This window comes from Nonomuraea angiospora, from assembly GCF_014873145.1.
Lineage (GTDB): Bacteria > Actinomycetota > Actinomycetes > Streptosporangiales > Streptosporangiaceae > Nonomuraea > Nonomuraea angiospora.
Genome location: NZ_JADBEK010000001.1, coordinates 5,756,397 through 5,770,988, shown reverse-complemented (window position 1 = coordinate 5,770,988; position 14,592 = coordinate 5,756,397). Strand labels below are relative to the sequence as shown.

General features: G+C 72.8%; 5 protein-coding genes. All 5 read left to right on the top strand.

The window, feature by feature from the left end; all coding sequences use genetic code 11:
* The first annotated feature begins 88 nt into the window (after window positions 1-88).
* From H4W80_RS26150 to H4W80_RS26130, 5 genes are read left to right on the top strand one after another with little or no spacing between them, the layout of a single operon-like run.
* A complete protein-coding gene (locus H4W80_RS26150) occupies window positions 89-6,373 on the top strand; it encodes a non-ribosomal peptide synthetase (protein WP_192787514.1) in 6,285 nt (2,094 codons plus the stop codon).
* Window positions 6,370-11,754: a non-ribosomal peptide synthetase gene (locus H4W80_RS26145; RefSeq protein WP_318787065.1), complete on the top strand. Its 5,385-nt coding sequence runs from the start codon at window positions 6,370-6,372 to the stop codon at window positions 11,752-11,754. Before H4W80_RS26150 ends, H4W80_RS26145 begins: the two co-directional genes overlap by 4 nt.
* Entirely contained in the window at window positions 11,751-12,821 is a 1,071-nt protein-coding gene (locus H4W80_RS26140; RefSeq protein ID WP_318787064.1) for a saccharopine dehydrogenase NADP-binding domain-containing protein, read from the top strand. The genes H4W80_RS26145 and H4W80_RS26140 overlap by 4 nt, the downstream gene beginning before the upstream one ends.
* Complete coding sequence (locus tag H4W80_RS26135) at window positions 12,818-13,852, top strand: Gfo/Idh/MocA family oxidoreductase (protein ID WP_192787513.1); 1,035 nt, start codon at window positions 12,818-12,820, stop codon at window positions 13,850-13,852. The genes H4W80_RS26140 and H4W80_RS26135 overlap by 4 nt, the downstream gene beginning before the upstream one ends.
* Window positions 13,849-14,592, top strand: coding sequence for a thioesterase II family protein (locus tag H4W80_RS26130; protein ID WP_192787512.1), 744 nt, complete (start codon window positions 13,849-13,851; stop codon window positions 14,590-14,592). Before H4W80_RS26135 ends, H4W80_RS26130 begins: the two co-directional genes overlap by 4 nt.

Genomic DNA, 14,592 nt, shown 5'->3' with positions numbered 1-14,592 from the left:
CGCCGGACGCGATGCAAGCACTACTCGATAGGCGGGTTCTTTCGTGTTGGACAAAGCCCCTTCCACCTCTCCGCCCACCCTCGAATCGATGCGCGCGGACATCGCGGGCCAGCTCGACCTCGACCCCTCGGCGGTCACCGACCACGCCGACCTGATCAGCCTGGGGCTCGACTCGCTCCGCGCGATGAGGCTGGCCGGGCGGTGGCGGCGCGCCGGGGCCGGCATCGCGTTCAGCGAGCTGGCGACGGAGTTCACGCTCGCGGCCTGGTGGTCGCTGGTCGGCTCCCGGCTGTCCCCGCCCGTGGAGGTTCCCGCGCCGGAGCCGGTCGTGGACGAGGCGGCGCCGTTCCCGCTCACCCCGGTCCAGCTGGCGTACTGGATCGGGCGCGGCGACGGGCAGGTCATCGGCGGGGTGGGCTGCCACGCGTACCTGGAGTTCGACGGCTCCGGCATCGAGCCGGCGCGGCTGGAGCGGGCCGTACGCGCCCTGATCGACCGGCACGGCATGCTGCGCGCGGTCTTCCACGACGACGGCACCCAGCAGATCACGGACACCAGCCCCTGGCCCGGCCTGACCGTACACGATCTGACGGGGCCCGAGCTCGGCGAGGAGGCCGCCGAGGCCATCAGGGAACGGCTGTCGCACCGCCGCTTCGACGCCTCCAGGGGCGAGGTGTTCGACGTGCGGCTGTCGCTGCTGCCGGGCGGCCGCTCCAGGGTGCACTTCGAGGTGGATTTCCTGGTCGCCGACGTGCTCGGCCTGCAGATTCTGCTGCGGGACCTGGCCACGCTCTACCTGGCCCCGGACCGGCCGCTCCCGGAACTGGCCTGCTCGTTCCCCCGATATCTCGCGGCCCGCGACGCGGAACGCGCGGCGCGGCACGCACGGGACCAGGAGTACTGGCGCGGCCGGCTGGACGAGCTGCCCGGCGCGCCCCAGCTGCCCCTCGCCGTGGAGCCCGGCCGGATCGACCGGCCCCGGTTCGCCCGGCGCGAGAGGTGGCTGCCCCTCGACTCGTGGCGGCGGATCCAGGAGCAGGCCCGCGCGTACGGGCTGACCCCCGCCATGGTGCTGGCCACCGCCTACGCCGAGGTGCTCGCCGCGTGGAGCGGCGAACCGCGCTTCCTCCTCAACCTGCCGCTGTTCGACCGGGACGAGACCGTGCATCCGGACGTGGCCCACCTCGTCGCGGACTTCACCAACCTGATCCTGCTGGCCGCCGACCTGTCCGAGGCGCAGCCGTTCGCCGAGCGCGCCAGAACCCTCCAGGCCCGCTTCCGCGCCGACGCCCGGCACACCGGCTACTCCGGCGTCGAAGTGCTCCGCGACCTCGCCCGCGGCGGCGAGCACACCGGGGCTCCGGTGGTGTTCGCCTGCAACCTGGGCACCGAGCTGATCGTCCCGGAGGTACGCGAGGCCTTCGGCGCCCCCGGCTGGATGATCACGCAGACGCCGCAGGTGTGGCTCGACCACCAGATCAACGAGTACGACCACGGGCTGCATCTGGCGTGGGACGCGGTGAAGGAGCTGTTCGCGCCGGGTGTGCTGGACGCGATGTTCGCTGCCTATGGGGGGTTGCTGGAGTGGCTGGCCGAGGGGGATTGGTCGGTTGCCGCTCCGGTGGGGTTGCCTGCCGGCCAAGCGCGGGTTCGGGAGCGGGTGAACAGCACGTCGGGGCCGTTGCCGGAAGGTGTTCTGCACGGGCGGTTCTTTGAGTGGGCGCGCCGTGAGCCGGATCGGGTGGCGTTGATCGCTGACGGCCGGGTGGTGTCGTATGGCGCGTTGGCGGATCGGGCGTTGCGGGTGGCGGGGCATCTGCGGGCGGCCGGGGTCGTGCCCGGGGATGCGGTGGGGGTGGTGCTGCCGAAGGGGCCGGATCAGGTAGCGGCGGTCCTGGGCGTCCTGGCTGCTGGTGGGGTGTATGTGCCGGTGGGAGTGGATCAGCCGGTGGTGCGGCGGGAGCGGATCTTGTCGCGGGCGGGTGCGCGTCACGTCCTGACCAGTCTGCCCAGTGAAGAGCAACCGGCCGAGCTGGTGGCCGTCGCGCCGGATATGTCGGCATACGTGATTTTCACGTCGGGGTCGACGGGTGAGCCGAAGGGGGTGGAGGTCTCTCATCGGGCGGCGCTCAACACGATCGAGGACATCAACCAGCGCTTCGGCGTGGGTCCGGACGATCGGGTCCTGGCGGTGTCGGCGTTGGACTTCGACCTGTCGGTGTATGACATCTTCGGCCTGCTGTCCGTGGGAGGCGCGCTGGTGCTGCCCGAAGAGGGCGAACGGCGCGATGCCCAACGCTGGGCGGAGCTGTGTGCCGCGCACGGGGTGACGATCTGGAACACCGTCCCGACCCTGCTCGACATGCTCCTGCACACCACGACGCCGAATCTGCGGTTGGCGTTGGTGTCGGGTGACTGGGTGGGGTTGGACCTGCATGCGCGGCTGGCCGCTCAGAGCGCCTGCCGGTTGGTGTCGTTGGGCGGGGCGACGGAGGCGGCGATCTGGTCCAACGCGTGGGAGGTGGACCGGGTCCCGGCGCATTGGACGTCGATTCCTTACGGGTTGCCGCTGCGGAATCAGCGCTATCGGGTGGTGGACGGGCGTGGCCGGGACTGCCCGGACTGGGTGGCGGGAGAGCTGTGGATCGGCGGCGCCGGGGTGGCGGTCGGTTACCGGGGAGATCCGGAGACGACGGCGGCCAAGTTCGTCGAGCACGAGGGCGAGCGGTGGTATCGGACCGGGGACTTGGGCCGGTACTGGCCGGATGGGACGTTGGAGTTCCTGGGGCGGGCCGATCATCAGGTGAAGATCCGGGGGCATCGGATCGAGTTGGGCGAGATCGAGGCGGCGCTGGAGGCGTCTTCGCAGGTGGCCCGTGCGGTGGCGGTCGCGGTGGGGGATCGGCGGCAGCGCCGGTTGGCCGCTTTCGTCACCCCTGAGGGCGTCGATCTGGACAAGTTGCGTTCGTTCCTGTCCGATCGGCTGCCCGGGTATGCCGTCCCGCCGACGATCGCCGCGCTGGATCGGTTGCCGCTGACCGCCAACGGCAAGATCGACAGGAGTGCGCTCACCGCCCTGGTCAGCGAGGCAGCGGAGAGCGCGGTCCAGGAACCGCCCGAGGGACCGGCCGAGACCGTGCTCGCCAAGATCTGGGCCGACCTGCTCGAACTCCCGGCCGTGCAGCGTACGGACAGCTTCTTCGCCCTCGGCGGCGACTCCCTGCTCGCCACCCGCATGATCGCGCGGCTACGTGCGGAAGGCGTCGCCGACGCCAGGCTGAGCCTGCTGTTCGAGACGCCCGTGCTGGCGGACTTCGCGGCCACCTTCACCGTGGGGGAGGCGGCCGCGCCCGCTCCCGTGCTGGTCCCCGACGTCGAGCACCGGCACGACCCGTTCCCGCCCACCGAGGTGCAGCGGGCCTACTGGCTCGGCCGGGCCGAGCACTTCACGCTCGGCGGCGTCGGCTGCCACTTCTACACCGAGTTCGACGGCGACATCGACCTCGACCGGCTGGAAACGGCCTGGAACCTGCTGATCGAGCGGCACGAGATGCTGCGCGCGGTCTTCGACCAGGACGGGCTCCAGCGCATCCTGCCCGAGGTGCCGCGCTTCGCCGTCGCCGCCGTCGACAGCGTCGAGCAGTTGCGCGAGCAGATGTCGCACCAGGTGCTCGACGTGTCCAGCTGGCCGCTGTTCGACGCGCGGGCCGCCCGCCACGACGGCGGGGTGCGGCTCGGCGTCAGCTTCGACAACATCATCGTCGACGCGCTCAGCATGATGGTCTTCTTCGCCGAACTCGACCAGCTCTACCACGACCCCGAGACCGTCCTGCCGCCGATCGAGGTGTCGTTCCGCGACTACGTGCTCGCGCAGGAGCCTGATCCGGCGGTCTTCGAGACGGCCAAGGAATACTGGGCCGCCCGGCTGCCCGTGCTGCCTCCCGCCCCCCGGTTGCCGCTGCGCGTGGACCCGGCGATGGTCGACCGGCCACGGTTCGCCCGCCGCGAGTTCCGGATGCCGGCCGGGCGGTGGCGTACGATCACGGATCTGGCCAGGCGGCACGAGCTGACCCCCGCCACCGTGCTGGCCGCCGCCTTCGGCGAGGTCCTGTGCAGGTGGAGCGGCCAGGAGGCGCTGACGCTCAACCTCACGCTGTTCGACAGGCGGGAGGTTCACCCCGACATCCACCGCGTGCTCGGCGACTTCACCTCCCTCCTGCTCGCCGGATACCGGCCGGGAACCGGCTGGCTGGACGGGGCGCGCGGGCTGCAGGAAGAGGTGTGGCGCGGGCTCGAACACGGCGAGGTGTCGGCGGTCTGGGTGATGCGGGAGCTGGCCAGGCGGAGCGACTCGATCGAGATGACCATGCCGGTCGTGTTCACCAGCACGCTCGGCGTCGCCGGCGACGGCGCGTTCGGCCCCTCCTTCGCCGAGCAGGTCTGGGGCGTGTCGCAGACCCCGCAGGTCTGGCTGGACAGCCAGGTGGGGGAGGTCGAGGGCGACCTGCTGGTCCGCTGGGACGCGGTGGAGGAGCTGTTCGCGCCGGGCGTGCTGGATGCGATGTTCGCCGCTTATGAGGGGCTGTTGGAATGGTTGGCGGAGGGGGATTGGTCGGTTGCCGCTCCGGTGGGGCTGCCTGCTGGTCAGGTGGTGGTGCGGGAGCGGGTGAACGCCACTGCGGGACCGTTGCCCGAGGGTGTTCTGCACGAAGGGTTCTTCGGGTGGGCGCGCCGTGAGCCGGATCGGGTGGCGTTGATCGCTGACGGCCGGGTGGTGTCGTATGGCGCGTTGGCGGATCGGGCGTTGCGGGTGGTGGGGCATTTGCGGGCGGCCGGGGTCGTGCCCGGGGATGCGGTGGGGGTGGTGCTGCCGAAGGGGCCGGATCAGGTCGCGGCGGTCCTGGGCGTCCTGGCTGCTGGTGGGGTGTATGTGCCGGTGGGGGTGGATCAGCCGGTGGCGCGGCGGGAGCGGATCTTGTCGCGGGCGGGTGCGCGTCACGTCCTGACCGGTCTGCCCGGTGAAGAGCAACCGGCCGAGCTGGTGGCCGTCGCGCCGGATATGTCGGCGTACGTGATTTTCACGTCGGGGTCGACGGGTGAGCCGAAGGGGGTGGAGGTCTCTCATCGGGCGGCGTTGAACACGATCGAGGACATCAACCAGCGCTTCGGCGTGGGGCCGGACGATCGGGTCCTGGCGGTGTCGGCGTTGGACTTCGACCTGTCCGTCTTCGACATCTTCGGCCTGCTGTCGGCGGGCGGGGCGCTCGTCCTGCCGCAAGAGGAGGAGCGGCGAGATGCGCAGGCTTGGGCCCGATTGTGCGCCGATCACGGGGTGACGATCTGGAACACCGTCCCGACCCTGCTCGACATGCTCCTGCACACCACGACCCCGAATCTGCGGTTGGCGTTGGTGTCGGGTGACTGGGTCGGGCTGGACCTGCATGCGCGGCTGGCCGCCCAAAGCAGGTGCCGGTTGGTGGCGTTGGGGGGCGCGACGGAGGCGGCGATCTGGTCCAACGCATGGGAGGTGGACCGGGTCCCGGCGCATTGGACGTCGATCCCTTACGGGCTGCCGTTGCGGAATCAGCGTTACCGAGTGGTGGATGGGCGCGGCCGGGACTGCCCGGACTGGGTGGCAGGAGAGCTGTGGATCGGCGGAGCCGGAGTCGCCATCGGTTACCGAGGAGATCCGGAGACGACATCGGCCAAGTTCGTCCACCACGAGGGCGAGCGGTGGTATCGGACCGGAGACCTGGGCCGGTACTGGCCGGACGGCACGCTGGAGTTCCTGGGGCGGGCCGATCAACAGGTGAAGATCCGGGGGCATCGGATCGAGTTGGGCGAGATCGAGGCGGCGCTGGAGGCGTCCTCGCAGGTGGCCCGTGCGGTGGCGGTCGCGGTCGGGGATCGGCGGCAGCGCCGGTTGGCCGCCTTTGTCACCCCTGAGGGCGTCGATCTGGACAAGTTGCGTTCGTTCCTGTCCGATCGGCTGCCCGGTTACGCCGTCCCGCCGACGATCACCGCGCTGGATCGGCTGCCGCTGACCGCCAACGGCAAGATCGACAGGAGCGCTCTGGCCATCCAGCTGGAACCCCTGCCGGATGACGACCCCCCACGCCCGGGCACGGAGGCGCTGCTCGCCGAGCTCTGGGCCGAGCTGCTGGAGATCCCGCCGCCGGGCCGGGGCCAGAGCTTCTTCGCCCTCGGCGGCGACTCCCTGCTCGCCACCCGTTTCGCCGAGATCGTACGGCGGCGGCTCGGCGTGGAGCTGTCCCTGCGCCGCTTCTTCGCCACTCCCACCATCGCCGACTGCGCCGAGGCGATCGGCCTGACGGCGGACGACACCCAAGAGACGGAAGAGGGCGTGCTGTGACCCAGGCACCGGCCGTACACGAACTCATCGCCGACATGGAGGCCGCGGGGATCCGGCTGTGGGAGGACGACGGCAGCCTCCGCTTCCGGGCGCCCAAGGGAGCGCTGACCGAGGAGCGGCGCGCGGCGCTGGTCGGCGCGAAGCCCGAGATCATCGCGCACCTGCGCCGCGAGTCCGAGGCCGAGACGGTCCGGCCCGAGCCCGAACGCCGCCTCGACCCCTTCCCGCTGACCGACGTGCAGCAGGCCTACCTGATCGGCCGCAACGACGCGTTCGGCTACGGCGGAGTCGCCTGCCACGGCTACGTCGAGGTCTCCTTCCCCCGGCTCGACCCGGAACGGGTGCAGGCCGCGTGGCGCGCCCTGATCGGCCGCCACGACATGCTCCGCGCCGTGATCCACCCCGACGGCCACCAGCAGGTGCTCGCCGAGGTCCCCGGCTACGAGGTCAGCGTGACGGACCTGCGCGGCACCGACCCGGAGGAGCGGCTCGCCGCCGTCCGCGAGGAGATGGCGAACACGGTCTATCCGGCGGGCAGCTGGCCCCTGTTCGAGCTGCGGATCTCGCTCACCGATCGCGGAGCGCTCCTGCACGCCTCGATCGACCTGCTCATCGCCGACTACGTCAGCATCCAGCTGCTGCTCGGCGAGCTGCACCTGCTGCACGAGAACCCCGATGCCGACCTGCCGCCCGTCCCGGTCAGCTTCCGGGACTGCCTGCTGGCCCTGCGCGCGCAGCGCGAGAGCGCCCGTTACGACCGGGACCGCGCCTACTGGTGGGGACGGATGGACGACCTGCCGCCGGCGCCCGAGCTGCCCGCGCTGGACCAGGCCGCCGCGGACGCCCGGTTCCGGCGGTGGGAGAGCAGGGTGGAGCCGGCGCAATGGGCGCGGTTACGCACCCGGGCCGCCGCGGCCGGGATCACGCCGTCGCAGGCCGTGCTGGCCGCCTACGCCGAGGTCATCGGGAGGTGGAGCCGCCGGCCCAGGTTCACGCTCAACCTGACGCTGCTCGACCGCCCGCCCCTGCACCCGTACATCGACCGGGTCGTCGGCGACTTCACCACGCTCAACCTGCTCGCCGTCGACACCGCGCCCGGCCGGTCCTTCGCCGAGCGCGCCCACGCCATCGGCCGGCAGCTCTTCGCCGACATGGAGCACCGACGCTGCGGCGGCATCGAGGTCATGCGCGAGCTGGCCCGCCGGCGCGGCCGGGACGCCGCGCTGATGCCGGTGGTGTTCACCAGCGCCATCGGCCTCGGCCGCGACGACGCCGAGCACGGCACGCCGGAGTACGGCATCAGCCAGACACCCCAGGTGTGGATCGACTGCCAGGTCAAGGAGCACCGCGACGCGCTGCTGGTCAACTGGGACGTGCGCGCGGGGGTGTTCCCCGAAGGGCTCGTGGACGACATGTTCGCCGCCTTCACCGCGCTCCTGCACGACCTGTCCTCGGACGAGACCTGGTCGTCCGCATCCCCCGTCGAGCTGCCCGGGGCGCAGGCCCGAAGCCGCGCCCTCGTCAACGCCACCGCCGCGCCGCTCCCGGACGGGCTGCTGCACGAGGAGGTCGTGGCCCAGGCACGGCGCACGCCGCAACGGACCGCCGTCGTCACGGGCGCCGGCTCGATCACGTACGGCGAGCTGCTGGACCGGGCCGCCGGGGTGGCGCGGGCGCTGCACGAGGCGGGGCACCGGCCCGGCGAGATCGTCGCCGTGGTCATGGACAAGGGGGTCGAGCAGGTCGTGGCCGTGCTCGGCACGCTGCTGGCCGGCGGCGCCTACCTGCCGGTCGACACCGGGCAGCCACCGGCCAGGCGCGACCGCATCCTCGCCGACGCCTCGGTCCGCCTGGTGCTCACGCAGTCCTGGCACGCCGAGAACGACTGGATCGCCGTCGACACCATCCCGCCGGCCCGTCCCGGGGACGGCGGTGTTCGGCGGGGCCCTGACGACCTGGCCTACGTCATCTACACCTCGGGCTCGACGGGCGTGCCCAAAGGCGTGATGATCAGCCATCGGGCCGCCCGCAACACCATCGACGACATCAACGCCCGCTTCGGCGTCGGCCCGGACGACCGCGTGCTCGGGCTGGCCAACCTCGGGTTCGACCTGTCGGTCTACGACATCTTCGGACCGCTCGCCGTCGGGGCGGCCCTCGTGCTGCCGGACCCGTCACGCCGGGGCGACCCGGTCCACTGGGCCGAACTCGCCGCCGGGCACGGCGTCACCATCTGGAACTCGGTGCCCGCGCAGCTCCAGATGCTCCAGCACTACCTGGACGCGGAGCCCGGGGCGGAGCTGCCCGCGTTGAGGCTGGCGATGCTGTCGGGCGACTGGATCCCGGTGGCGCTGCCCGGCCAGATCCGCCGCCGTGTCCCGGGACTGGACGTGATCAGCCTGGGCGGTGCCACCGAGGCCGCGATCTGGTCCATCTACCACCCCATCGGCGTCGAGCCGCTGCCCGGCTGGACGAGCGTCCCGTACGGCAAGCCGCTGGCCAACCAGACCTTCCACGTGCTCGACGCCGCCATGCGGCCCTGCCCCGACTGGGTGCCGGGAGAGCTCTACATCGGCGGCTCCGGCGTGGCGATCGGCTACTTCGGCGATGAAAGCAGGACCGCCGAGCGCTTCGTGCGCCACGGCGGCGAGCGCCTCTACCGCACCGGAGACCTGGGCCGCTACCGGCCCGACGGCAACATCGAGTTCCTCGGCAGGGAGGACTCCCAGGTCAAGATCCGCGGCCATCGGATCGAGCTGGCCGAGATAGAGACCGCGCTGCAGGCACACCCCGCGGTCGCGGCAGGGACCGTGATCGTGGACGGCGACCGCGCGCTGGAACGCCGCCTGATCGCCTTCGCCCAGGCCGCCGCCCGCGAGGATGCGGCGGCCGAGAGGAGCGGTGGGCCCGATGTCGCCGGTGCCGCCGAGGTGGCGGCGGTCGCGGCCCTGGAGGGCGTCGATCTGGCGCGCGTCGTGGCGGTGGCCGAGACGCTCGACGAGATCGCGCTCGCGTCGATGGCGGCGGCACTCCGTACGGGCGGCCTGTTCACCACCGAGGACGGCCACGGCCTCGAGGAGATCCTGGCAGCCGCGAAGGTCGCGCCCGACCACCACCGGCTCGTCCGGCGCTGGCTCGCCGCCCTGCACGAACGCGGACGGCTCGACCGCGACCCCGGCGGCCGGTACCGGAACCTGCGCGGCGACACCGGCGTGGAGCCGCTGTGGCGCCGGGTCGAGAGCCTGGCCGAGGGGCTCGACTACGGGGCGGAGCTGATCAGGTTCCTGCGGGTCAGCACCACGCACCTGCCCGAGCTGATGCGCGGCGAGCTCGACGCCCGCGAGCTGCTGTTCCCCGAGGGCGACGTGGGGACGGCCGAGGGCGCGTACAAGGACAACGTGCTCAGCAGGTACGTCAACCGCATCGTGCGCGCGGTGCTCGGCCGTGTGGCCGAGCACCACACCGGCGGGCCGCTGCGCGTGCTGGAAGCGGGCGCGGGCGTGGGCGGCACCAGCGCCGAGCTGATCCCGGAGCTGGCCGGACATCAGGTCGAGTACGTCTTCACCGACCTGTCACGGTTCTTCCTCACCCAGGCCGCCGAACGGTTCGCGGACCACCCGTGGGTGCGGTACGGCCTGTTCGACATCAACGCCGACTACCGCGCCCAGGGCTACGAGCCGAACTCCTTCGAGGTCATCCTCTGCGCCAACGTCCTGCACAACTCCCACGACGCCGCCGCCGTGCTGGCCAGGTTCCGCGAGCTGCTGGTGCCCGGCGGGTGGCTGGTGTTCATCGAGACCACCCGCGAGCACGTCCAGATCATGAGCTCGATGGAGTTCCTGATGAACCCGCACGACTACGCCGACGTGCGGCAGGGCCGCGACCGGACGTTCGTCACCCGCGACGAGTGGCTGGACCTGCTGCGCGGGGCAGGCGCCCGTACCCTGGCCTGCCTGCCCGGGCCGGGCGACCCGCTGGCGTCCCTCGGGCAGTGCGTCTTCGCGGCCCGCTTCCCCGACGACCGGGAGCGGATCGACCTGGCGGAGCTGCGGGCGTTCCTCGCCGAGCGGCTGCCCGACTACATGCTCCCGGCCCACGTCCAGGTGGTCGACGAGCTGCCGCTGACGGACAACGGCAAGATCGACCGGGCGCGGCTGCGTACCCTCCTGCCGAGCACGGCCGGAGAGGGCGCCCCCGGCGGCGAGGAGCCGCGCGACGACCTCGAACGGCGGCTGGCCGCCCTCTGGGCCGAGCTGCTCGGGCTCCCGCGCGTCTACCGCGACCAGGACTTCTTCGCGCTGGGCGGCGACTCCCTGCTGGTCACCCGCCTGGCCGGGCGGGTGCGCGAGGAGCTGGCGGAGGCGAGCGGCTTCTACTGGGACAGCCTGGTCCGCCAGCTCGTCAACCAGCCGACCGTCGCCGCGCTGGCCGCCCACCTCCGCCAGGCCCGCGAGGACCGCGCGCAGGGGCTGCCGAGAACGCACGCCAGCCCCCTGGTACGCCTGTCCGGCGATGGAGGCGGCGGCTCGGTGCGGGTGCTGCTTCACGACGGCACCGGCACCCTGACCCCGTACCGGGCGCTCGTCCCCGAGCTCTCCGGGACGCCGCTGCTCGGCCTGGTGATCAACGACGCGGACCGCTACCTGGAGCTGGACCCCGAGCAGACGGTGGAATCGCTGGCCGGAGCGTACGCGCGGCTCCTGCTCGACGAGGGCGCGGCCGGCTACCACATCGTGGGTTACTGCATGGGCGGCCTCATCGCCACCGAGGTCGCCCGCCGCCTCACCGAGGGCGGCGCGGTCGTCGACGGGCTCACCGTCATCAGCAGCTCCCGATTCCCCTACCGGATCGGCGACGAGCTCATGCTGGAGTACGGCTTCGCGCAGGCCTGCGGCCTGGACCCGGCGCGGCTCGGCTACCCCGGCGGGGACCTCGCCCGGGCCCTGCGGGTCGTGCTGGAGTCGTCGCCCGGACACGTGCGCGAGGGCAGCCTGGCCGCGCTCGCCGCCAGCGCGGATCCCGGCCTCGCGCGGATCGGCCGCCACTTCACCGAACTGGCCGCCACCTCGCCCCCGGACCGGCTGGCCGCCGTCGCCCGCGCCCTCGGCCATCCGCCCGAGCGGGTGGACCTGGCCTACCGGGTCTTCCGGCAGAGCTTCACGGCCGTGACCCACTACGACCCGGAGCCGTACGCGGGCGACATCACGTTCCTCCGCCAGCGCGGCGTCACCAACCTCGTGCCGACCCTGCAGGACGACATGACGGACTTCTGGCAGAACCTCTGCCTGGGGCGGCTCACGGTGCTCGACATCGAGGGCGACCACTTCAGCTGCCTCGGCGGGCCGTACGCGGCCGACGTCGCGAAACAGGTGACCGCGTGATCGGCGTGCTCGGCGGTTACGGCGCGGTCGGCGGCACCGTGGCCCGCCTGCTCGCCGCCCACCAGGGGTTGCGCGTGGGCGGGCGGGACGGGGCGGCGGCCCGGCGGTTCGTCGAGGCGGAGCTGGGCGGGCACGGCGAGGCGTGGCAGGTGGACGCGCTCGACGCGGCCGAGCTCGCCCGATTCTGCGCGGGCTGCCGGATCGTCGTGAACTGCGCGGGCCCCTCCTACCTCCTGCTGGACCGGGTGGCGCGGGCCGCGTTCGCCGCCGGGGCCGACTACGTGGACGCCGCCGGCGACGCCGCCGCCTTCGCCCAACCGGCCGGGTCGGGCACGCAGGGACGTACGGCGGTGCTGTCGGCGGGCATGCTCCCCGGCCTCACCGGACTCGTGCCCCGCCACCTGGCCGCCCTCGCCTCCCTCGACGCCGGGCTCCGGCTGGACGTCTACACCGGCGGGCTGGACCGGCTCACCCCCGCCGCCGCCGGTGACTTCCTGCTGGCCGGTCAGGAGGAGCGGGGCGCCGCGCTGGCCGCGTGGCGGGACGGCGCCAGGGTCGCCCGCGCCCTGACCCCCGTCCACGATGTCCAGCTTCCCTACTTCCCGGGACCGGTCACCGCCTACCCCTACCTGAGCGCCGAGGCGGAGCGGGTGGCCGGGGAGCTCGGGTTGGCGCAGGCCCGCTGGTACAACGTCATCACCGGCGACGGCGTCCTCGCCGCCGCGAGCGCCGCCGGCCAGGCCGCCGACCTGACGCGCGCGGCCGAGCTCGAACTGGCCGGGCGCACCCCGTACTACGTCCTGCTCTTCCAGCTCAGCGGCCCGCACGGCACCCGCACCCTGGCGCTGCGCACCCACGACTCCTACGCGCTCACCGCCGCGGTCGCCGCCCACGCGGCCATGGCGGTGCTCCGCGGCGAGGTCGCGGCGGGGCTCCACCACGCCGACGCCGTGCTCGACCCGGCCCGGGTGCTGGCGGACCTGGAGCCCGTGGCGAAGATCGAGATCACCGAGGCGGTGGCGCCGATCGACCTGGTCGCGCCGGTGTTCGAGGAGGGCGCGCTGTGAAGCGGGTCGTGGTGTGCGGGACCAAGTTCGGCCAGATCTACCTCTCCGCGCTGCGGGAGGGCCCCTTCGAGCTGACCGGCGTCCTCGCCCGCGGCAGCGCCCGATCCGCCGCGTACGCCGAGGAGCACGGGGTCCCGCTGCTCACGGACCCCGACCAGGTGCCCGAGCTCGCGGACCTGGCCTGCGTGGTCGTACGGTCGGGAGTCGTCGGGGGAGAGGGCAGCGAGCTGGCCGGCGCCCTGCTGGCCCGCGGCGTGCACGTGCTGCAGGAGCATCCGCTGCACGCCGACGAGCTGGCCCGCTGCCTGCGCACCGCCCGGGCCGCCTCCGCCGTGCACCACGTGAACACCCTGTACGTCCACCTCGACCCGGTACGCCGGTTCATCGAGACCGCCCGCCGCCTGTTCGAGCTCCAGCGGCCCCTCTACGTGGACGCCGCCTGCAGCGTCCACGTCGCCTACGCCCTGTTCGACATCCTCGGCCGCGCCCTGGGCGCGTTACGCCCGTGGACGTTCACCGCCCCGGCTCCCGGCACGCCCTTCACCTGCCTCACCGGAACCGTCGGCGGCGTGCCGCTGACCCTCCGGGTGCAGAACCAGATCGCCCCCAACGACCCTGACGCCCACCTGCACCTGCTCCACCGCGTCACCGTGGGGACGGAGGGCGGCAGCCTCACGCTGGTCAACACGCACGGCCCGCTCGTGTGGAGCCCCCGCATGTACGTCGGCCGCGACGCCGACGACCGCTTCGACACCGGCGCGGACCATCTGCGCCTGCCCAGCGCCACCACCATCGGGCCGGCGCACGCGCCCACCTTCCACGACATCGTCACGTCCGTGTGGCCCGACGGCGTCCGGCGGGCGCTGTCGGAGCTGCGCCAGGACGCCGAGGAAGGGCGGGACCCGCTGCGCCAGGGCCAGTACCACCTGACGCTCAGCCGCCTCTGGCTCGACGCCACCGCCGCGATCGGCCGGCCCGAGCTGCTGGTCCAGACGGCACCACGACCCCTGTCCGCCGCGGAGCTCACATGAACTGGTTCCACTGTTACCGGCCCAGGCCGTACGCCGGGCTGCGGCTGTTCTGCTTCCCGCACGCGGGCGGCTCGGCGAGCTTCTACCGGAGCTGGCACGGGGACGCGCCGCACTCCGTCGAGGTACGCGCCGTGCAGTACCCCGGGCACGGCGATCAACGCTCCGCCCCGCTCGTGGACGACGCCGTCCACCTCGCCAAGCTCGTCACCGACGCCATGGCGCCGCTGCTCGACCGGCCCGTCGCGCTGTTCGGGCACAGCATGGGGGCGCTGATCGCGTACGAGGTGGCCCGCGCGCTGGAGGCCAGGGGCAGGGGCGTGACGCACCTGTTCGCCTCCGGCCGGCACGCCCCTCACGAGCACCGCCCCGGCGACACGCACGCCCGCTCCGACGACGAGCTGGTGGACGAACTGATCCGGCTCGGCGGCGTGGAGCGGGAGCTCATGGACGATCCGGACATCCGCGAGCTGGCCCTGCCCGCCGTACGCAACGACTACCGGATCGACGAGACCTACCGGCACCGGCCGGGCGGCGTGCTCGCCTGCCCCGTCACCGCGCTGCTCGGGAGCGACGACCCCGAGGTGACCGCCGGGCAGGCGGCGCGATGGGGCGAGCTCACGAGCGACCGATTCGCCGTCCGCGTGATGGAGGGCGACCACTTCTACCTCGTGCCGCGGCAGGGCGACGTGATCGCGGAGCTGTCCCGCGCCGTCGCCGCCGCGTGGCCGTCCACACCCTGA